A 21,760-nucleotide genomic window follows, 5' to 3' on the forward strand; every position below is an offset into this window, starting at 1 on the left:
CGTTATAACTGCGTTGGCTGCATGTATTCGCCACGTTCACTTATCTCAGTAAGCGCCCATGACCTATACATTTACCGCCTTGCCACAACACGAAATCTGTTGGGTAATGCCCTTTACGGGCGCCCCGAGCCTTGTAGAGAGTGGGGTTATTTTTATGGTACTGCTTATCGGGCGGGGGATTATGTTATCCCCTCATCCCTGTTTGCCGGATTTCTCCGGCAGGAAAATTACTTTTTCTTCACCGGACGCTGCCAGCCCTTTTTATGGACCTGCGGCACACGGCTTAAAACCAGTTCGTTATCGGCGACATTGCGGGTAACTGTCGTGCCCGCTGCAATGGTCGCCCCTTTACCTACGCTCACCGGTGCCACCAGTTGGGTGTCGGACCCGACAAACACATCATCGCCAATAATAGTCTTGTGTTTGTTGGCGCCATCATAGTTGCAGGTTATGGTCCCTGCACCAATATTGACGTTGTCACCAATTTCCGCATCGCCAAGGTAAGTCAGATGACCCGCTTTTGAGCCTTTGCCCAGACGCGCTTTTTTCATCTCAACGAAGTTGCCTACGTGCGCGCCCTCCTGTAATTCAGCGCCCGGACGCAGACGAGCAAACGGGCCAATCGTACAGGCGGCTTCAAGCGTGGCGTTTTCCAGCACGCTGTAAGGGCTGATTTCACAGTCATCGCCAATTACGCTGTTTTTAATGACGCAACCCGCACCAATTTTTACGCGATTGCCGAGTTTGACGTCACCTTCAACAATCACGTTAGCATCAATCTCAACATCACGCCCATGCGTCAGGGTTCCGCGCAGATCGAAGCGTGCCGGATCGCGCAGCATTACACCTGCGAGAAGTAGTTTTTCAGCCTGCTCAGTTTGATAGACACGTTCGAGCCGGGAGAGCTGGAGGCGGTTGTTTACACCCTCTACTTCGCTCAGGCGCTGCGGATGGACGGCTGCGATTTCATGGCCTTCCTTATAAGCAAGAGCAATGATGTCGGTGATGTAATACTCACCCTGCGCATTATTATTGGTGAGCTGACTCAGCCAGCGTTTCATATCGCCGCCGTTAGCTATCAAAATACCGGTATTGATTTCCTGAATCTGACGTTGCTGCTCAGTCGCATCTTTATGTTCAACAATGCCGGTTACTTTACCGTTCTCACGCGTAATTCGACCGTAACCACTTGGATCGTCAAGCTTCACGGTGAGCAAACCAATACCGCCTTGCGGCTTCGCTTCACGCAGGCGGGTGAGGGTATCGATAGAGATCAGGGGCACATCGCCATAAAGCATCAGGATATCTTCGTCGTCGGCGAAGAAGGGCGCAGCCTGCTGCATTGCATGCCCGGTGCCCAGTTGCTCAGCCTGTAATACCCAGTTGAGTTTGTCGTCAGGCAGCGTTTGTTTTAACAGATCGCCGCCGTGCCCATAGACAAGGTGTACATGATCGGCGCCAAGATTATTCGCCACATCAATGACATGCTGAACCATCGCTTTCCCTGCAAGGGTATGCAGCACTTTCGGAAGATCGGAATACATGCGTGTGCCTTTGCCAGCGGCAAGGATCACCACACTCATTTTCGTGTTCAACATACGCGTCCTGACTTTAATTTGAGTGGAAGTTTTACTGTTTCACCTTGAAAATTCTACATTTTTTTCAACGCGAAATGGCAAGAAAGTAAAATGCACAACCTACCTTACCAGAGCCTAATTTAGGGCATTTTTTTTGCTTTTACATGGTACTTTATCTGCAAAAATGGCGCTTCCTGCGTGGGTATTGTGAGCATGGCGATGTTTTTGCTATTTTTTTTAGCGGTAAATAAAGTCTTGAGCAGTATATATTCATTAAAAGTACAGATTATGCCCATAAAAAAAGCCAGCCTGATAATCAGACTGGCTTTTTGACTTTAAGCCGGTGTTACATCGCTTTTTTGGTCAACTCGATAACGCGCAGTTTCGCAATAGCTTTCGCCAGTTCGGCAGACGCCTGAGCGTAATCCACGTCGCCGTGCGAGCTCTTAATGTGCTCTTCGGCTTTACGTTTCGATTCCAGCGCTCGTGCTTCGTCGAGATCCTGGCCACGAATAGCGGTATCAGCCAGTACGGTCACGTTGCCAGGCTGCACTTCAAGAATGCCGCCGGACAGATAGATAAACTCTTCATGACCGTGCTGTTTCACGATGCGGATCATACCAGGCTTAATGGCGGTGAGCAGCGGTGCGTGGCCCGGGTAAATACCCAGTTCACCTTCGCTACCCGTTACCTGGATTTTTTCGACCAGACCAGAGAACATTTGTTGCTCTGCGCTGACGACGTCCAGGTGGTAAGTCATTGCCATATCACCCTCCGATTAAGGCGTTAAAGTTTTTTGGCTTTTTCCACGGCTTCGTCAATGGAACCGACCATGTAGAACGCCTGCTCCGGCAGGTGATCGTATTCGCCTTCCATGATGCCTTTAAAGCCACGGATGGTGTCTTTAAGGGAGACGTATTTACCCGGAGAACCGGTGAATACTTCTGCCACGAAGAACGGCTGGGACAGGAAGCGCTGGATCTTACGTGCGCGTGCTACCACCAGTTTGTCTTCTTCCGACAGCTCATCCATACCCAGGATGGCGATGATGTCTTTCAGTTCCTGGTAACGTTGCAGGATAGACTGTACGCCACGCGCGGTGTCGTAGTGCTCCTGACCAACAACCAGAGGATCCAGCTGACGGCTGGTGGAGTCCAGCGGGTCAACGGCCGGGTAGATACCCAGAGACGCGATCTGACGGCTCAGTACCACGGTTGCATCCAGGTGCGCAAAGGTGGTGGCTGGTGACGGGTCAGTCAAGTCATCCGCAGGTACGTATACCGCCTGCACGGAGGTAATAGAACCGGTTTTGGTGGAGGTGATACGTTCCTGCAGAACACCCATCTCTTCCGCCAGAGTCGGCTGATAACCTACTGCTGATGGCATACGACCCAGCAGTGCAGATACCTCAGTACCGGCCAGGGTGTAACGATAGATGTTGTCAACGAACAGCAGTACGTCACGACCTTCGTCACGGAATTTCTCTGCCATGGTCAGACCGGTCAGTGCAACGCGCAGACGGTTTCCCGGCGGCTCGTTCATCTGGCCATACACCAGGGATACTTTGTCGATAACGTTGGAATCGGTCATTTCGTGGTAGAAGTCATTACCCTCACGAGTACGTTCACCTACGCCCGCAAACACAGAGTAACCGGAGTGCTCGATCGCGATGTTACGGATCAGCTCCATCATGTTTACGGTTTTACCTACACCCGCACCACCGAACAGACCAACTTTACCGCCCTTAGCGAACGGACACATCAGGTCGATAACTTTGATACCGGTTTCCAGCAGTTCCTGAGAGTTTGACAACTCTTCATAAGAAGGTGCTGCACGGTGGATCGCCCAACGCTCTTCTTCACCGATGTCGCCTTTCATGTCTACTGGTTCGCCCAGTACGTTCATGATACGACCCAGTGTTGCTTTACCTACCGGGACTTTGATCGGATGAGCCAGGTCCGTTACTTCCAGACCACGACGCAGACCATCAGAAGAACCCATTGCGATGGTACGTACAACGCCACCGCCGAGCTGCTGCTGAACTTCCAGCACCAGACGCTCTTCACCATTCTTTACCTCAAGTGCATCGTACACTCGTGGTACGGCATCCTGAGGGAACTCGACGTCCACCACGGCGCCGATTACCTGGATAATTTTTCCAGTAGCCATCTTGAATCCTCTACGAAATTCGTAAACCTGGTTAAACCGCGGCGGCCCCCGAGACAATCTCGGTGAGTTCCTGAGTAATGCTGGCCTGACGAGCTTTGTTGTAAACCAACTGCAGCTCTTTAATCAGGCTGCCGCCATTATCGGTCGCGGCTTTCATCGCCACCATACGTGCGGCCTGCTCGCTGGCCAGGTTTTCAACAACACCCTGATAAACCTGAGATTCCACATAACGACGCAGGAGAGTATCCAGCAGCGCCTTCGGATCAGGTTCATACAGATAATCCCAGGATTTACGCTTCAACTCTTCATCTTCTTCTGCCGGTAATGGCAGCAGTTGGGTGATGGTTGGAACCTGAGACATGGTGTTGATAAATTTGTTGCTGACAATATAAAGCTTATCCAGACGACCTTCGTCGTAGGCCTGCAACATCACTTTAACCGAGCCGATCAATTCGGACAGAGATGGGTTATCACCCATACCGGTCACCTGAGCGACAACGTTGCCACCAACGGAATTAAAGAAAGAGACCCCTTTAGAGCCGATCATCGCGAGGTCGCTCTGAACGCCTTTATCGGACCATGCTTTCATATCCGCCAGTACTTTCTTGAACAAGTTAATGTTCAAGCCGCCACACAGACCACGGTCGGTCGACACCACCAGGTAGCCCACGCGCTTAACGTCGCGTTCTTCCAGGTAAGGGTGCTTGTATTCCAGATTACCGTTCGCAAGGTGACCAATCACTTTGCGCATGGTATCTGCATAAGGACGGCTGGCCGCCATGCGATCCTGCGATTTACGCATTTTGGAAGCGGCGACCATTTCCATCGCTTTAGTGATCTTTTGCGTGTTCTGGACGCTTGCGATCTTACTACGTATCTCTTTTGCGCCGGCCATGAGCTTCTCCTCAATGCCTTGCGGCCCGCCCTAAGGCAGGCCACCAGACGTTACCAGGACTGGGTTGCTTTGAAGGAATCGAGGATGCCTTTCAGCTTGCCTTCGATTTCGTCGTTATAGCCACCGGACTGGTTGATCTCTTGCATCAACGGAGCGTGGTCACGGTCAACGTAAGCCAGCAGAGCGGCTTCGAAGCTACCGATTTTCGCCAGTTCTACATCCGCCAGATAACCACGTTCTGCTGCGAACAGAACCAGAGACTGCTGCGCAACGGACATCGGCGCATACTGTTTCTGTTTCAGCAGTTCGGTCACTTTCTGACCGTGGTCAAGCTGTTTACGGGTTGCATCGTCAAGGTCAGATGCAAACTGGGAGAACGCTGCCAGTTCACGATACTGCGCCAGCGCGGTACGAATACCACCGGACAGTTTCTTCATGATCTTGGTCTGCGCTGCGCCACCAACACGGGATACGGAGATACCCGGGTTAACCGCAGGACGAATACCGGCGTTAAACAGGTTGGTTTCCAGGAAGATCTGGCCATCAGTAATAGAAATTACGTTGGTCGGAACGAACGCGGAAACGTCACCTGCCTGCGTTTCGATAATCGGCAGAGCGGTCAGAGAGCCGGTTTTCCCTTTCACTTCACCTTTGGTGAAGGCTTCAACGTATTCGGCGTTAACACGCGCAGCACGCTCCAGCAGACGAGAGTGGAGGTAGAATACGTCGCCCGGGAATGCTTCACGTCCTGGCGGACGACGGAGCAGCAGGGAAATCTGACGGTAAGCAACGGCCTGTTTAGACAGGTCATCATAAATGATCAGTGCATCTTCACCGCGGTCGCGGAAGTATTCGCCCATGGCGCAACCGGCATATGGTGCCAGGTATTGCAGTGCGGCGGATTCAGATGCGGTTGCAACCACAACGATGGTGTTAGCCAGTGCACCGTGTTCTTCCAGTTTACGTACCACGTTAGAAATGGTGGACGCTTTCTGGCCGATTGCCACGTAGACGCACTTGATGCCGGAATCACGCTGGTTGATGATGGCGTCAATGGCCAGAGCGGTTTTACCGGTCTGACGGTCACCGATGATCAATTCACGCTGACCACGACCGATTGGGATCATGGCGTCAACGGATTTATAACCGGTCTGAACCGGCTGATCCACGGACTGACGTTCGATAACGCCCGGTGCGATAGCTTCAACAGCGGAGAAGCCGTCATGCTCCAGCGGACCTTTACCATCAATCGGTGCACCCAGGGTGTTCACAACGCGGCCCAGCAGACCACGGCCAACCGGAACTTCCAGGATACGACCCGTACATTTAACCTTCATGCCTTCGGCGAGGTCAGCATACGGCCCCATCACAACTGCACCTACGGAGTCGCGCTCCAGGTTCAGTGCGATAGCGTAACGGTTACCCGGCAGGGAAATCATCTCACCCTGCATACAATCGGCCAGGCCGTGAATGCGGATAACACCGTCACTTACAGAAACAATAGTACCTTCGTTGTGAGCTTCACTCACAACATTGAACTGAGCAATGCGCTGCTTGATCAGTTCGCTGATTTCGGTGGAATTCAGTTGCATGCTCCAGTCCCCTTAAGACTGCAAGACGTCTGCGAGGCGCTCAAGACGGCCGCGTACGCTGCCATCAATGACCATATCACCCGCACGGATGATAACACCTGCCATTACAGACTTATCGATTTTGCAATTCAGCTTAACTTTGCGTGACAGACGTTTTTCCATCGCGGCGCTGATTTTCGAAAGCTGTTCTTCACTCAGTGCGGTCGCAGAAGTCACTTCGACTTCTGCGATAGCCTCGCTGGCTGCACGCAATTGAACAAACTGCTCAAGAACATCAGGAAGCACTTTAAGACGACCATTTTCAGCCATCACCCGAATCAGGTTCTGACCATTGTCGTCAAGTTGCTCCCCACAGACTGCGATAAACGACTCGGCAAGCGTTTCCGGCGCAATAGCACCGGAGAGAAGCTCTGCCATATGTTCGTTTTTCGTCACCTCGGCCGCGAACGCCAGCATATCCTGCCAGCGATCGACACCCTGGTGTTCGACAGCAAAGTCAAAAGCTGCTTTGGCGTAGGGGCGAGCTACCGTTACAAATTCAGACATCGGCCCCTCCCTCCTTACAGTTCAGCGACCAGTTTATTCACGATGTCGCTGTTAGCAGCTTCATCCACGGAACGCTCGATGATCTTCTCGGCGCCGGCAACAGCCAGCAGAGCCACTTGTTTACGCAGCTCTTCGCGAGCACGTTTACGCTCGGCGTCAATTTCCGCCTGAGCCTGCGCCACGATTTTGTTACGTTCCTGCTCGGCTTCTGCTTTCGCTTCGTCCAGGATCTGAGCGCGACGTTTATTCGCCTGCTCAATGATGACCTGAGCTTCTGCTTTCGCTTTTTTCAGCTGGTCGGTCGCATTGGCCTGTGCAAGGTCCAAATCCTTCTTAGCTCGTTCCGCAGAAGCCAAACCGTCAGCGATTTCTTTCTGACGTTTTTCAATGGCTGCCATTAATGGCGGCCATACATACTTCATGCAGAACAGAACGAACAGGACAAACGCGATGGCCTGGCCGAGGATTGTTGCGTTTAGATTCACAGCACAATGCCTCTTATCTGGTTAACGTTCTAAATACTTGCTGTAAAAAGCAACCCTTACTACGCGACAGCAAACATCACGTACAGACCCAGACCTACAGCGATCATCGGGATTGCGTCCACCAGACCCATAACGATAAAGAACTGAGTACGCAGAAGAGGAATCAGATCAGGTTGACGCGCTGCGCCTTCCAGGAATTTACCCCCGAGGATGCCGATACCGATCGCAGCACCGATTGCCGCCAGACCCATCATAATAGCGGCAGCCATGTACAGCAGATCCATATTCAGGTTTTCCATGACAGTCTCCAGATTGTTTCAGTTAAAACGTAGTAGTGTTGTTAAAAATCAATGCTCTTCAGACGCCATCGACAGATAGACGATCGTCAGAACCATGAAAATGAAGGCTTGCAGCGTAATAATCAGGATGTGGAAAATGGCCCACGGCACATTCAACAACCACTGTGACCACCACGGCAACAGACCAGCAATCAGAATGAAAATCAACTCACCGGCATACATGTTGCCGAACAGTCGCAGACCGAGAGAAACCGGTTTGGACAGCAGGCTAACACCTTCCAGGATAAGGTTGACCGGGATAAACACCGGGTGGTTGAACGGCTGGAGTGTCAGCTCTTTAGCAAAACCACCCAGGCCTTTCATTTTGATGCTGTAGAACAGAATCAGGATAAATACGCCCAACGCCATCGACAGTGTGATGTTCACGTCTGCAGACGGCACTACGCGCAGCGCAGGCAGACCCAGTACATTCTCAGCGATGTACGGCAGCAGGTCGATAGGCAATAAATCCATCAAGTTCATCAGGAATACCCAGACGAAGATCGTCAGGGCCAGTGGCGCGATAAGCTTGCTTTTGCCGTGGTACATGTCTTTCACGCTACCGTGGACAAAACCAATAACCAGCTCAATCGCGGTCTGAAATTTCCCCGGGACGCCGCTGGTGGCCTTTTTGGCTACGCTACGGAACATCACCAGGAACAACAGACCCAGAACCACCGAGAAAAACATGGAGTCAATGTTGAGCGTCCAGAAGGTGGCCGGGGGGTTATGCGGATCCACCAGCGAAAGCGTACGAAGGTCAATCTGAAGGTTATTCAGATGGTGGCCTATGTACTCCTGCGGTGTTGAGATTTCTCCTGCAGACATGATGCCTCTTACCCTTTGTTGTTAATTACAGCGGGTGCCAGTATCTGAACAACCAGCACCGAAACCCACGTGACTATCAGCGGTAAAAACACCGCCTTTAAAACCGCCAGCGCCACCACCAGCAACACGAATGTTGCTAACACCTTGAACACTTCGCCGAAGGCAAAGGACCAGGCCACTCGGCCTTTAGCTGGTGTATGCGCCTGATGACGCCAGGCAAAAATCATAAACAACATATTTGGCAGAACGACTGCCATACCGCCGCACACGGCGGAAGTGCCCCAGAAGGGGTCTTTGAGGCTAAACAGCAATCCGCTTGCCATTACCGCCAGAAACTGAATAAGCAGAAGTCTGCGAGCAACGTTTCGACCCAAGAGCGACACAGACATCACTTTTAACTCCTGCTCACTTCGGGGTAGGCCGCGTGTCGTATAAAACGTTCTTTAAGGCCCAGAGTCAAGCATCAAAAAGCGGTCAAATTATACGGTGCGGCCTCGTGATTTCAAACAATAAGTAGCGAAAAGGTGAATAAATGTTTAAATAATTTTCCCGAGGGCTATTTTTCAACTTTTAGCGAAACTGTGAACCATTATGCAAAACGCCGAATAACGCGAAACACCTGCCACCAAAGCGTGCACCAGATCACAAATTAAACATTTATGCGCTCGCCAAAATATTGGCATCGGGAATTTGCACCTTTTCATCTTTTTGATATTGCAGATGATTACTGACAACTCTTTTTAAAACAGCTCGGTATACAATAAAAACCTTTCATTGACATTCATAATAATCTTTTAACATCCATCAATATGTACAATCGCCGATTTTTAGCAGGCTGATATTTTCACTGTTGACTATTTTCATGGTTAAGCAAAAAAGCAGCGTTAAATCTTAGAAAAAACGAGGTGAAATATGCGTTAAATGTAACCGAACGTATCACTGTTTTTTACGCCGTTTTTTAACATTCAGAAAACAGCACGAATTCTACATTTTTTGATAAAAATTAAATTTTGTTTGCCTTAATGACCACGAGATGACGGTCTCCCTCAAGGTGAGGGACATCTAATTTGATGACAGATTCCACTGAAAACTCCCCAGGCAAAGTGGCCATTTCATCATTCGGAATCAATCCTTTAAGTGCATAGAACTTGCCTTGAGTTCCAGGCAGATGCTGGCACCAGTCCACCATGTCATTCAATGATGCGAATGCCCGGCTGATGACTCCATCAAAAGGCGGCTCTGCCGGAAAATCTTCGACCCGGCTCTGAACCGGAGTGATGTTCGTTAAATGAAGCTCATGCTGAACCTGACGCAGAAAACGGACGCGTTTACCCAGGCTATCCAGCAGGGTGAAGTGTGCGTCAGGAAGAACAATAGACAACGGGATCCCCGGCAGGCCAGGTCCTGTACCGACGTCGATAAACCGCTCCCCCTGCAAGTGTGGCGCAACCACGATACTGTCCAGGATATGGCGAATCAGCATTTCGTTCGGGTCACGTACAGAAGTCAGGTTGTATGCTTTATTCCATTTGTGGAGCATTTCGACATAGGCCACCAGTTGGTTTTTCTGGTGATCGGTGAGCGAAATACCTGCTTCATTGAGCAGACGAGAAAGTTTATTGAGCACGGTGATTACCTGTCTGAAAATATGCCCGGCGGCGTTCACGCCTACCGGGCTTTAAATCTGCTGCGCTGCATGGCAGCGCGCTATCTGGTAGTAAGTTGATGTTTAGCTAAACCTGTCAGGCGCTACGACGCAGCATACCCTGCTTTTTCAACCAGACCAGCAGAATAGAGATCGCAGCTGGCGTGATCCCGGAAATACGGGACGCCTGTCCGATGGACGCTGGTTTGTGATCGTTTAGCTTCGCGATCACTTCATTCGACAGGCCACTGACCTGACGATAATCCAGCGATGCAGGTAACAGCGTATTCTCGTTACGCTGCTGTTTTTCAATTTCATCCTGCTGACGAGCGATATACCCTTCGTACTTCACCTGAATCTCAACCTGCTCAGCCGCCTGTTCATCGCTCAGCCCGGGAGCAAACGGCGCCAGCTGTACCAGCTGCTCGTAAGTCACTTCCGGACGACGCAGCAGATCTTCACCGCTGGCTTCGCGAGACAACGGCGCAGTCAGGTTTTTATTCACTTCCGGCGCGTTTTCCGACGTTGGGTTCACCCAGATAGATTTCAGGCGCTGACGTTCACGTTCGATATTTTTGAGTTTTTCGTTGTAGCGCGCCCATCGTTCATCGTCCACGAGGCCAAGCTCACGACCGATTTCGGTCAGACGCAGATCGGCGTTATCTTCGCGCAGCATCAGGCGATACTCAGCACGAGAAGTAAACATGCGGTACGGTTCTTTGGTACCCAGAGTACAAAGATCGTCCACCAGTACCCCCAGATAAGCCTGAGAACGAGCCGGTGCCCAGCCCTCTTTCTCAGCGGAGAAGCGGGCAGCGTTAAGACCGGCTAACAACCCCTGAGCCGCAGCTTCTTCGTAGCCAGTGGTGCCGTTGATTTGCCCGGCAAAAAATAGCCCGTGGATAAATTTGCTCTCAAGGGTTGGTTTCAGGTCACGGGGATCGAAGAAATCGTACTCAATGGCATAACCAGGGCGAACGATTTTTGCGTTTTCCATCCCCTGCATCGAGCGGACAATTTTCATCTGTACATCAAACGGCAGACTGGTGGAGATACCGTTCGGGTAAATTTCGTTAGAGGTCAACCCTTCCGGCTCCAGGAAGATCTGGTGCTGGTTGCGATCGGCAAAGCGCATCACTTTGTCTTCAATAGACGGGCAGTAACGCGGGCCGATCCCTTCGATCACGCCAGCATACATCGGGCTGCGATCGAGGTTATTGCGGATGACCTCGTGAGTTTTCTCGTTAGTGTGGGTGATGTAGCAAGGTACCTGACGCGGATGCTGCGCGGCATTACCCATAAACGAGAAAACCGGCATTGGGTTGTCGCCATGCTGCTGCGCCAGAACACTGAAATCAATGGTGCGTGCGTCAATGCGCGGCGGAGTACCGGTCTTCAGGCGGCTTACGCGCAGCGGCAATTCACGCAGACGGCGAGAAAGCGGAATGGAAGGCGGATCGCCCGCACGGCCACCACTGTAGTTATCCAGCCCGATATGAATTTTGCCGTCGAGAAATGTCCCTACGGTCAATACAACAGCTTTAGCACGGAATTTCAGGCCCATCTGGGTAACGGCACCCACGACGCGATCGTTTTCTACAATCAGATCTTCCACAGCCTGCTGGAAGATCATCAGATTTGGCTGGTTTTCCAGGGCGGTACGCACAGCCTGACGGTAGAGCACACGATCTGCCTGTGCTCGTGTGGCACGAACTGCCGGGCCTTTACTGCCGTTTAGTATCCTAAACTGGATACCTGCCTGATCGATCGCTTTCGCCATCAGACCGCCGAGTGCATCCACTTCTTTTACCAGGTGTCCTTTCCCAATACCGCCAATGGCCGGGTTGCAACTCATTTGCCCCAGCGTGTCGATATTGTGTGTCAAAAGCAGAGTCTGTTGACCCATACGCGCTGCGGCCATGGCGGCCTCAGTGCCTGCATGACCCCCGCCAATGATGATGACGTCAAAAGGATCCGGATAAAACATGGTGTATTGCCTCGCGTAAAGCGGTTAGAAAGTGGATTGATGCCTGGGCCGTGGATTCTACTCAACTTTAGCTCAGTGAGAAAGCATCAGGATCCCGGGTATTAAAAAGAAGATCTTTATATAGAGAGATCTGTTTTACTGTGATCTCTTATTAGGATCGCTCTGGCCTGTGGATAACCCGTATCCTGATATGAAGATCATGACGTTAGCCTGGATCATTAACTGTTAATGATCGGTGATCCTGGCCAGTATAAGCTGGGATCAGAATGGGTAGTTATGCACAACTCAAAAACTAAGCGATGATTATACTTTGGATAACTACCGGTTGATCAACGGTTTTAAGCATAGTTATCCACACTCGATCGCGCGATCTTTAATCGTTTTTGAGTAAAATAATCCAGGATCCGAGCCAAATTTCAGCCGGATCTTCAGGAATGTCGTGCTCAAGGATGTTGATCTTCGCGGTTTCACCTAACTGTTTTGCTCCACAGGCCTTCAATGAAACCTCGAGTTTTTCAATCGCGCCGCAAAACGTGTCATATTCGCGGCTGCCAATACCAATCGCGCCGAAACGTATGGCGGAAAGGTCAGGTTTTTGTTCATTAAGATCGTCATAAAACGGCTGGAGGTTATCTGGCAAATCGCCTGCGCCATGGGTAGAACTCACCACCAGCCAGGTTCCTTCCTGCGGCAGATCTTCCAGTAACGGGCCGTGCAGGGTTTCGGTTGTAAAACCTGCATCTTCCAGTTTTTCCGCCAGGTGTTCTGCTACATATTCTGCGCCACCCAGGGTACTGCCACTAATAAGCGTAATATCTGCCATGAAGTCCACTCCGGTTATGAGTTGCGTATTGTACGCTCTGAATGGGCTGGGATCTACCTGTGGACAATATGGGTATTAGCGGTGGGGAAAAACGCCCTGTTACGGGCGGATCGTACGCATGATGGGGTTTTGCAGAGAGATCAGCGTTTCCGTGGACTGGATTTCATCAATTGTTTGGATCTTGTTGATAAGCACCTGTTGCAGTGCATCGATCGAGCGGCACATGACCTTAATAAAGATACTGTAGTGACCAGTGGTGTAGTAGGCCTCGGTGACCTCTTCCAGACTTTCCAGCCGGGCCAGCGCGGAAGGGTAATCTTTGGCGCTTTTGAGGATAATGCCGATAAAACAGCAGACGTCATAACCTAATTGTTTAGGGCTGACGTCAATTCGCGCGCCGGTAATAATCCCTGCCTGTTTCATTTTCTCTACGCGAACGTGAATCGTACCCGGGCTGACACCAAATTGTTTGGCAAGCTCTGCATAAGCGGTACGCGCATTCGCCATTAAGGCGTCAAGGATGCCGCGGTCCAGATTGTCGATCTGATAATTTTCCATAGGTTTTTCTTATGATGAATAAACATTCTTTCTATTTTAGCGGTGTATTTTGACGAATAAAAACTATGAAGGGCTTTTTTATTGTTGATTATTGAATAAAGGCCTGACTTTGTTGCTTAATCGTTTGCAACAGAGCAAAGGAGTTAAAAGATGAAATCCGCTTACATCAGCAAACAACGTCAGATCGTATTCGTGAAGTCGCATTTTTCCCGCCAGCTGGAAGAAAAACTGGGGCTAATTGAAGTTCAGGCACCGATTCTAAGCCGTGTAGGAGATGGGACTCAGGATAACCTGTCGGGCTGTGAAAAAGCGGTACAGGTAAAAGTCAAAAATCTGCCGGATGCGCAATTTGAAGTGGTTCACTCTCTGGCCAAATGGAAACGTCAAACGCTGGGGCAACATGATTTCAGCGCGGGTGAAGGGCTGTACACGCATATGAAAGCCCTGCGACCAGATGAAGATCGCCTCTCTCCAGTCCATTCCGTATATGTTGATCAATGGGACTGGGAACGCGTACTGGGTGAAGGCGAACGCCACACCGGCACACTGAGATCGACTGTTGAAGCTATCTATGCCGGGATCAAAGCAACCGAAGCAGCGGTGAGCAAAGAGTTTGGCCTGACCCCCTTTCTGCCCGAGCAGATCCACTTCGTGCACAGCGAAGAGCTGCTGAGTCGTTATCCGGCACTGGATGCAAAAGGGCGCGAACGCGCAATAGCTAAAGATCTGGGCGCAGTATTTCTGATGGGTATTGGCGGGAAGCTCAGCGATGGTCAGCGCCATGATGTACGAGCACCAGATTACGATGACTGGAGCACACCCGGTGAGAAGGGGTTACACGGTCTGAACGGCGATATCCTGGTATGGAACCCGGTACTGGAAGATGCGCTTGAGCTCTCTTCTATGGGGATCCGCGTTGATGCTGACGCACTGAAACGCCAGCTTAAAATCACCGACGATGAAGATCGGCTGCGTCTCGACTGGCACCAGGCGTTGTTGCGCGGTGATATGCCGCAAACTATTGGTGGTGGTATTGGCCAGTCGCGTTTGACGATGCTGTTGCTGCAGCTGCCGCACATCGGGCAGGTTCAATGCGGCGTATGGCCTGCACAGGTTCGTGAGAAGGTCGACGCGTTACTGTAATTAACGACGCCACCGCCTGAGCAGACGGCTACGCATCCCGGTATCAAAGCGCCAGATATGATCGAAGATACGCATGATGCCGGGTTTTCCGTGCGCTGACATCGCCACCGCATGAAAACGATGCTGGTGCACCGCCTGCAGTTCCTTGACCTTGCCAATCACATCATCCGGCAGACGCTGGGCGATAAAGTCAGAGATAACTACCGCATCGGCGTCATACCACTCTCCACCCTGCATGCGTTCGATAATGGCGCGAAAACAGCTCGCTAAGTCCGTACCGCCGCGAAAGCGCTGGCTCAGAAAGCGGATTGCATGTTCCAGTCCCTGCTGACAGGTTAGTTCGTAGCGTACGACCTCGCTGGAAAACAGCATAATGAAACAACGCCGTTTATCTGCCAGCGCCACGCGCATCAGCGCCAGACAGAAGGCTTTTGCGCACTGTTCATTGAATCCACCCATCGAACCGGATGTGTCTACACAGACAATGAACGGCCCGCGCGGCTGTTCATCAAAATCCTGATGAATAACCGGGCGCTCTACCACTCTTTCCCGCCAGGCATCACCGTGAAGGCGGTAGGTCAGGAGCTGTTTTTCAACCAGCCGACGATAGAACTCATATTCCAGTTCAGTAATGCCCAGCGTCGCCAGTTCAGGCGGTAACAGACGCAGGATATCGTCACTTTGATGTAGCCCGTCAACCTGCTCTGGCACGGTTGATGGTTCACGCACCAGCATACGAAAGGTTTCCATTGGCGCATCTTTACGCGGAACAGATTTTGCCTCGCGGGAGCGCCCAAGTTGTTCCGCCAGTTGCTTGAGTTCCGGCTGTTCCGTCAGAAAATCACCGTATTTCACGATGAGCTGGTAGTCACCGCGCTTAATTTGCCCGGCGCTCATATCCCATAACCGCCCGGCTGCATTTTCGTTTTCAATCAGTATCGGTTCAAGCTGGCCGCTTAGCGTCATGCGTTCCTGTACTTCACTGAGTAATTGCTCGCGCTCTTCTTCCAGTAGTTGCTGATTAAAGGCGGTTGTCTGCACCACCAGACTTAATCGCCAGCGCTGTAAGAAAAGCGTTTGCAATGCCGGGGTAAAGGTCGGATTGTCCTTCGCCATTGCGCTTGCCTGAGCGGCGAAAGGCGAGCGAAGCTTATCCAGAAGCGTCAGAATTTGCGGCAACTGAACGATGAATTGTGAAGTGGAAAGTAACTGGCTCTGCTGATAGCAAAGCACTTCTTCGGTAAGTTCTGGCGGTACCTGTGTCTCTTTCAGGTGATTTTTCAGCGCTTCGCGCCAGCGCGGCACATCTTCGGTAATAACGTTCCGGAGTTTGGGAAACTTCTCGAAGAGAACAGCCAGCTGGGGTGAGGCCAGTAAGGCGACGATAAGCTCTTCAACTATCGTCTCCTCACTGATGGCCAGCAGGGCATTCAGCGCGTCCAGCGTTAGCATTGAAGTGCCTGTTGTATCTGTACACGGACGTCCTGCAGGCTGGCTTCAATGCGGCCTAACCAGTCGGCGGGGATGAACAGACATTTTTGCTGTTCGCTAAAACGGGTGTGCTGCTGGTGCCAGAGTGTGTCCAGCGCTTCCAGTTGCTGCTTTATTTCTTCTGGTACATGGGTTGCCGCTCCGCCCGGTAAAGCGAGACGGGAACCCTGCAGGCTGATATCACGGATCAACAGATGCAGGCTGGTGTCGACTTCAAGATTAAGGATCTGCGCGAAACCAATGCCGTTAAGTTTGCCACGGATCTCGCCGCCTTTTGCCAGCCACTGGGCCAGCGCGGCTCGTTCGATAGTCACATGATTGACCTGCATGTCATGCAACTTTAATGACTGCTGGAGCAATAACGTCAGTGTGCTGTCTTGCAGATCTTCCGGTAGATCGTAATGCGGACGACGACTGAACATGCCGCCCTGCCGCGAAACTTTGAGAGCCGTTTTATCACTTTGCTGCTGCTGGAGCTGAATGTTGCGCTGTGCGATAGCGCCCAGTTGCGTCAGCATGGATTGCTGCTGCCACGCATGCCCGGTCATCAATATTTCCAGTTGATTTTGCATCAGGCGCATACTTTCAGCGTCATGCCACAGGCAGTCTTTCAGCAAAATTAAATCCACAGGGGCAACCGCATCGCGTCCGCTGAAAAAGGCGCTGGCCTGGAGCAGGCGAATGGCTTTTTTCCAGCGGCGGTCAGAAACATAAGGTGCTGTAGGTAAGTTATCAAGCTGCTGGCGTAACATGAAAATCAGATCGAAAACGGCGTCGGGTAATTTCACCTGCACGATTTCCTGCTGCCAGCGCGTATACTCCTCATCGCTGATTTGCAGGTCAGCCGAAACCGGGTTGCCGCTTTCATCCTGCTGGCTGATGAGCATGGAGCGGAAATTACTTTTCTCCTGCACTTTATCGAGCCACAGACGAATCAACATGCGGTCATAAAGTGCTTCGAGGCTGCTGTCAGCCTCGGGCAGTTCGTTAGACGCCGCCACCAGCAAACGCATGGGGATTTTCTCTTCCAGCGCGCCGTTGCGAAAGCGACGCTCATTAATGGCGGTTAATAACGTATTAAGGATAGCCGGGCCGGCTTTCCAGATTTCGTCCAGAAACACAATCTCAGCTTCCGGCAGATAGCCGTGCGTTAAACGTTCATAACGCCCTTCATCTTTTAGCGCCTGAATTGAAAGAGGACCAAACACCTCTTCGGGTGTGGAGAAGCGGGTCATAAGGTATTCAAAGGCGCGGGCATTTTTAAAGGCGAATTTCAGGCGGCGGGCGATCAGGCTTTTAGCGATGCCCGGCGGGCCGAGCAGAAAAACGCTTTCACCACTTAACGCGGCCAGCAGGCACAGGCGAATAGCGTGGCTACGCTCAAAAAGACCTTTTTCCAGCGCGCTGCTCAGGCGGGAAATTCTTTCTGCTAATAAATGTGAGTGAGCCATAATTGATTTGCATCCTTTCGCCGCGATTCCGGCTTGCAATTGCGAGTATAGACGTTTCGATAAAGGCTTGTAATAGACTGAACAACAGCATCATTTTCTTTGCGCCAGGTTAATACGGTCGCAATTAGGGGGTACGATTTCATAAATAATCGTGCATACTGTGCGCTTTTTGTGGGCCAAGGGACTAAGCACACATTTGTCATTCAAACAAAAGATTAGTCTATGAGCACTGATAATAAGCAATCGTTGCCCGCGATAACACTCGCGGCTATTGGGGTTGTCTACGGTGATATTGGGACCAGCCCGCTTTATACACTTCGTGAATGTTTGTCCGGTCAATTTGGTTTTGGGGTTGAACGCGACGCCGTCTTCGGCTTTTTGTCGCTCATCTTCTGGCTGCTGATACTGGTCGTCTCGGTTAAATACCTTACCTTTGTCATGCGTGCAGATAACGCGGGTGAAGGTGGGATCTTAACGCTGATGTCGCTGGCAGGACGGAATACCTCCGCCAGAATGACCTCAACGCTTGTTATCATGGGGCTTATTGGTGGCAGTTTCTTCTATGGAGAAGTGGTCATTACCCCCGCCATCTCAGTGATGTCGGCAATAGAGGGGCTGGAGATCGTCGCACCATCGCTGGATTCGTGGATTGTTCCGCTTTCCATTCTGGTGCTCACGCTGCTTTTTATGATCCAAAAGCATGGCACAGGGCTGGTGGGGAAACTCTTTGCCCCCATTATGCTGGCCTGGTTTTTGATTCTGGCGGTGCTGGGCGCGCGCGGTATTATCAACAACCCTGAGGTGTTACAGGCGCTCAACCCTGCATGGGCGGTCAATTTCTTCCTTAAATACAAAGCGGTCTCGTTTGTTGCGCTGGGTGCGGTGGTACTTTCTATCACTGGGGTAGAAGCCTTGTATGCGGATATGGGCCATTTCGGTAAGCTGCCCATTCGCCTTGCGTGGTTTATCGTGGTATTGCCATCACTGGCGCTGAATTACTTCGGTCAGGGGGCGTTACTGCTGGAAACACCGGAAGCTATCAAAAACCCGTTCTTTTTGCTGGCTCCTGAATGGGCGCTGATTCCGATGTTGATCATCGCGACACTGGCGACGGTTATTGCGTCTCAGGCGGTCATCTCGGGCGTATTCTCTCTGACGCGTCAGGCAGTGCGTCTGGGCTATCTCTCGCCAATGCGCATTATCCATACATCTGAGATGGAGTCCGGGCAGATCTACATTCCCTTTATTAACTGGCTGCTCTACTTCGCGGTCGTTATCGTGATTGTGAGTTTTGAACACTCCAGTAACCTGGCGGCGGCGTATGGTATTGCGGTGACCGGTACGATGGTGCTGACGTCGATACTTTCTATGACTGTGGCGCGCAAGAACTGGCACTGGAATAAAATGGTTGTGGGTCTGTTGCTTACGATGTTCCTGTGTATAGATGTGCCGCTTTTCTCGGCAAACCTTGATAAATTGCTATCTGGCGGCTGGTTACCGTTGAGTTTAGGTCTGGTTATGTTCATCGTGATGACCACATGGAAGAGTGAACGTTTCCGTCTGCTGCGCCGTATGCATGAACATGGTAACTCACTGGAAGCGATGATTGCCTCGCTGGAAAAATCACCACCGGTGCGAGTACCGGGTACTGCGGTATATATGTCCCGCGCGCTGAATGTAATCCCGTTTGCTATGTTGCATAACCTGAAACATAACAAGGTACTGCATGAACGTGTGATCCTGCTGACGCTGCGTACAGAAGATGCGCCCTATGTACACAACGTGCGTCGTGTGCAGATTGAGCAACTCTCACCGACATTCTGGCGCGTGGTGGCCAGCTATGGCTGGCGCGAAACGCCAAATGTGGAAGAGGTGTTCCACCGCTGTGGCCTGGAAGGGCTCAGTTGCCGCATGATGGAGACATCCTTCTTTATGTCTCATGAGTCGCTGATTGTAGGTAAACGGCCCTGGTATTTACGGCTGCGTGGCAAGCTATACCTCCTGTTGCAACGCAATGCGCTGCGCGCTCCGGACCAGTTTGAAATTCCACCCAACCGGGTTATTGAACTCGGTACGCAGGTCGAAATTTAATGCCTTTTAAAACCCCTCATTAAGAGGGGTTTTTGTTATTTCTTCCCCACAATTTTATTTAAGTTAGATAACTTATGTTTTCTTTCTGCAACGCGCGCGAAACGTTTCGATTTCGATCACACTTCTGTAATGCCATGGTGGTTTTCTGAACATTCTCAGATCTACACTGAGATCAGCGAAACGTTTCGCTAATGGAGCATAAAAATGAAAAAAGGTACTGTTCTCAACGCTGAAATCTCGTCGGTTATCTCCCGTCTTGGGCATACCGATACGCTGGTGGTTTGTGATGCAGGCTTGCCTGTGCCGAAAAGCACTGCGCGTATTGATATGGCGTTAACCCAGGGGGTTCCGTCCTTTATGCAGGTACTGGAAGTGGTTACCACCGAGATGCAGGTTGAAGCAGCTATCCTCGCGTCGGAAATTGAACAGCATAATCCACAGCTCCACGAAACGTTGCTCAGACATATTGAGCAGCTGCAGCAACACCAGGGGAATACCATAGAGGTTCGTTACGTTTCACACGAACAATTTAAAAAACACACCGCGGACAGTCAGGCGGTGATTCGCAGCGGGGAATGTTCCCCGTATGCGAATATTATTCTCTGTGCTGGCGTCACCTTCTGAGGCCATCATGGACGCATTACTGCAACTCAAAGGGATCGATAAAGCATTCCCGGGCGTTAAAGCCTTATCCGGCGCCGCGTTAAATGTTTATCCAGGTCGCGTCATGGCGCTGGTGGGCGAAAATGGCGCGGGCAAATCTACGATGATGAAAGTCCTGACCGGGATCTATACCCGTGATGCCGGTTCATTACTGTGGCTGGGTAAAGAGACCACCTTTACCGGACCGAAATCCTCTCAGGAAGCCGGCATCGGTATTATTCACCAGGAACTCAACCTGATCCCGCAACTCTCCATTGCCGAGAACATCTTTATAGGTCGTGAATTCGTTAACCGCTTTGGCAAAATCGACTGGAAAAAGATGTATGCCGAAGCCGATAAGCTGCTGCTTAAACTGAATCTCCGCTTTAAAAGCGACAGGCTGGTGGGGGAACTTTCCATTGGCGATCAACAGATGGTTGAGATTGCGAAGGTCCTGAGCTACGAGTCGCAGGTCATCATTATGGATGAACCGACCGACGCCCTGACCGATACCGAAACTGAGTCTCTCTTCCGCGTTATTCGGGAACTGAAAGCGCAGGGGCGCGGGATTGTCTATATCTCTCACCGCATGAAAGAGATCTTCGAGATTTGCGATGACGTGACCGTGTTTCGCGACGGCCAGTTTATCGCCGAGCGTGAAGTTGCAACGCTGACCGAAGATTCACTTATTGAAATGATGGTTGGGCGCAAACTGGAAGATCAGTACCCACGCCTCGATAAAGCGCCGGGTGATATCCGCCTGAAAGTCGATAATTTGTGCGGCCCGGGTGTGAATAATGTGAGCTTTACCCTGCGCAAAGGGGAAATTCTGGGCGTGGCGGGTCTGATGGGCGCCGGGCGCACCGAGTTAATGAAAGTGCTTTATGGCGCGCTGCCGCGCACCAGTGGGAGCGTCACGCTGGATGGCCATGAAGTTGTGACCCGTTCACCGCAGGATGGTCTGGCGAACGGAATCGTCTACATCTCCGAAGATCGTAAGCGCGATGGTTTAGTACTCGGCATGTCAGTTAAAGAGAACATGTCTTTGACAGCGCTGGGTTATTTCAGCCGTCCGGGGGGCAATTTAAAACATAAAGAAGAGCAGCAGGCGGTAAACGATTTCATTCGTCTGTTCAATGTTAAAACCCCATCAATGGAACAGGCTATTGGCCTGCTTTCCGGCGGTAACCAGCAAAAAGTGGCTATCGCTCGGGGTTTGATGACGCGCCCGAAAGTACTCATCCTTGATGAGCCGACCCGCGGTGTTGACGTTGGTGCAAAAAAAGAAATTTATCAGCTTATTAATCAGTTTAAGGCCGACGGCCTGAGTATCATTCTGGTGTCATCGGAGATGCCAGAAGTACTGGGCATGAGTGATCGCATCATGGTGATGCATGAAGGGCATCTCGGCGGCGAATTCACGCGCGAGCAGGCCACTCAGGAAGTGTTGATGGCTGCCGCAGTGGGCAAGCTTAATCGTGTGAATCAGGAGTAAAAAA

At 51.3% G+C, this 21,760-nt stretch carries 20 protein-coding genes; 4 read left to right on the forward strand and 16 right to left on the reverse strand.

Translation table 11 applies throughout. From position 1 onward, the window contains the following. Positions 1-227 precede the first annotated feature (227 nt). The 14 genes from glmU to asnC all read right to left on the reverse strand — a co-directional run bounded on the left by glmU (position 228) and on the right by asnC (position 13,443). On the reverse strand, positions 228-1,598 hold the full coding sequence (gene glmU / locus AAIG39_RS04990) for a bifunctional UDP-N-acetylglucosamine diphosphorylase/glucosamine-1-phosphate N-acetyltransferase GlmU (protein ID WP_090088037.1): 1,371 nt from the start codon (positions 1,596-1,598) through the stop codon (positions 228-230). Positions 1,599-1,923: 325 nt separating this feature from the next. Then, positions 1,924-2,343: a F0F1 ATP synthase subunit epsilon gene (locus AAIG39_RS04995; RefSeq protein WP_039080007.1), complete on the reverse strand. Its 420-nt coding sequence runs from the start codon at positions 2,341-2,343 to the stop codon at positions 1,924-1,926. Positions 2,344-2,363: 20 nt separating this feature from the next. Further along, positions 2,364-3,746 (reverse strand): F0F1 ATP synthase subunit beta, encoded by a 1,383-nt coding sequence (gene atpD, locus AAIG39_RS05000; protein WP_343193307.1) that lies wholly within the window; start codon positions 3,744-3,746, stop codon positions 2,364-2,366. 31 nt (positions 3,747-3,777) lie between these two features. Continuing rightward, positions 3,778-4,641, reverse strand: a complete 864-nt coding sequence (atpG, locus tag AAIG39_RS05005; protein ID WP_039080005.1) for a F0F1 ATP synthase subunit gamma — start codon at positions 4,639-4,641, stop codon at positions 3,778-3,780. A 50-nt stretch (positions 4,642-4,691) separates the two neighbouring features. Continuing rightward, complete coding sequence (atpA, locus tag AAIG39_RS05010; protein ID WP_090088035.1) at positions 4,692-6,233, reverse strand: F0F1 ATP synthase subunit alpha; 1,542 nt, start codon at positions 6,231-6,233, stop codon at positions 4,692-4,694. A gap of 12 nt (positions 6,234-6,245) precedes the next feature. Then, the gene (gene atpH, locus AAIG39_RS05015; protein ID WP_039080003.1) at positions 6,246-6,779 is read right to left on the reverse strand and encodes a F0F1 ATP synthase subunit delta; all 534 of its coding nucleotides are present in this window, start codon (positions 6,777-6,779) and stop codon (positions 6,246-6,248) included. Between the two features lie 14 nt (positions 6,780-6,793). Next, positions 6,794-7,264, reverse strand: coding sequence for a F0F1 ATP synthase subunit B (gene atpF, locus AAIG39_RS05020; protein ID WP_007369369.1), 471 nt, complete (start codon positions 7,262-7,264; stop codon positions 6,794-6,796). A gap of 59 nt (positions 7,265-7,323) precedes the next feature. Next, positions 7,324-7,563, reverse strand: coding sequence for a F0F1 ATP synthase subunit C (gene atpE / locus AAIG39_RS05025; protein ID WP_004393045.1), 240 nt, complete (start codon positions 7,561-7,563; stop codon positions 7,324-7,326). 48 nt (positions 7,564-7,611) lie between these two features. Further along, positions 7,612-8,430 (reverse strand): F0F1 ATP synthase subunit A, encoded by an 819-nt coding sequence (gene atpB / locus AAIG39_RS05030; protein WP_090088033.1) that lies wholly within the window; start codon positions 8,428-8,430, stop codon positions 7,612-7,614. A gap of 8 nt (positions 8,431-8,438) precedes the next feature. After that, positions 8,439-8,819 (reverse strand): F0F1 ATP synthase subunit I, encoded by a 381-nt coding sequence (gene atpI / locus AAIG39_RS05035; protein ID WP_090088031.1) that lies wholly within the window; start codon positions 8,817-8,819, stop codon positions 8,439-8,441. Between the two features lie 614 nt (positions 8,820-9,433). Next, positions 9,434-10,057, reverse strand: a complete 624-nt coding sequence (rsmG, locus tag AAIG39_RS05040) for a 16S rRNA (guanine(527)-N(7))-methyltransferase RsmG (protein ID WP_343193312.1) — start codon at positions 10,055-10,057, stop codon at positions 9,434-9,436. A 115-nt stretch (positions 10,058-10,172) separates the two neighbouring features. Next, entirely contained in the window at positions 10,173-12,062 is a 1,890-nt protein-coding gene (gene mnmG, locus AAIG39_RS05045; RefSeq protein WP_343193313.1) for a tRNA uridine-5-carboxymethylaminomethyl(34) synthesis enzyme MnmG, read from the reverse strand. Positions 12,063-12,435: 373 nt separating this feature from the next. Then, positions 12,436-12,885 (reverse strand): FMN-binding protein MioC, encoded by a 450-nt coding sequence (gene mioC / locus AAIG39_RS05050; RefSeq protein ID WP_249572147.1) that lies wholly within the window; start codon positions 12,883-12,885, stop codon positions 12,436-12,438. Positions 12,886-12,984: 99 nt separating this feature from the next. After that, complete coding sequence (gene asnC, locus AAIG39_RS05055) at positions 12,985-13,443, reverse strand: transcriptional regulator AsnC (protein ID WP_039079997.1); 459 nt, start codon at positions 13,441-13,443, stop codon at positions 12,985-12,987. 150 nt (positions 13,444-13,593) lie between these two features. On the opposite strand from asnC, the gene asnA reads away from it, so the two are divergent. After that, positions 13,594-14,586 (forward strand): aspartate--ammonia ligase, encoded by a 993-nt coding sequence (gene asnA, locus AAIG39_RS05060; RefSeq protein WP_343193314.1) that lies wholly within the window; start codon positions 13,594-13,596, stop codon positions 14,584-14,586. Here the strand turns inward: asnA and viaA are convergent, their stop codons facing one another. After that, entirely contained in the window at positions 14,587-16,038 is a 1,452-nt protein-coding gene (gene viaA, locus AAIG39_RS05065) for an ATPase RavA stimulator ViaA (RefSeq protein WP_343193315.1), read from the reverse strand. It abuts the gene before it with no gap. Further along, positions 16,032-17,528, reverse strand: coding sequence for an ATPase RavA (gene ravA / locus AAIG39_RS05070; RefSeq protein WP_343193316.1), 1,497 nt, complete (start codon positions 17,526-17,528; stop codon positions 16,032-16,034). The genes viaA and ravA overlap by 7 nt, the downstream gene beginning before the upstream one ends. Before the next feature lie 222 nt (positions 17,529-17,750). Between ravA and kup the strand changes: the two genes are divergently transcribed. From kup to rbsA, 3 genes are all read left to right on the forward strand, one after another. Further along, positions 17,751-19,619 (forward strand): low affinity potassium transporter Kup, encoded by a 1,869-nt coding sequence (gene kup, locus AAIG39_RS05075; protein WP_090088022.1) that lies wholly within the window; start codon positions 17,751-17,753, stop codon positions 19,617-19,619. Positions 19,620-19,823: 204 nt separating this feature from the next. Continuing rightward, positions 19,824-20,243 (forward strand): D-ribose pyranase, encoded by a 420-nt coding sequence (gene rbsD / locus AAIG39_RS05080; protein WP_090088020.1) that lies wholly within the window; start codon positions 19,824-19,826, stop codon positions 20,241-20,243. A 7-nt stretch (positions 20,244-20,250) separates the two neighbouring features. Then, positions 20,251-21,756, forward strand: a complete 1,506-nt coding sequence (rbsA, locus tag AAIG39_RS05085; protein ID WP_090088018.1) for a ribose ABC transporter ATP-binding protein RbsA — start codon at positions 20,251-20,253, stop codon at positions 21,754-21,756. The last annotated feature ends 4 nt before the right edge of the window (positions 21,757-21,760 follow it).

This window comes from Phytobacter palmae, from assembly GCF_039409775.1.
Lineage (GTDB): Bacteria > Pseudomonadota > Gammaproteobacteria > Enterobacterales > Enterobacteriaceae > Phytobacter > Phytobacter palmae.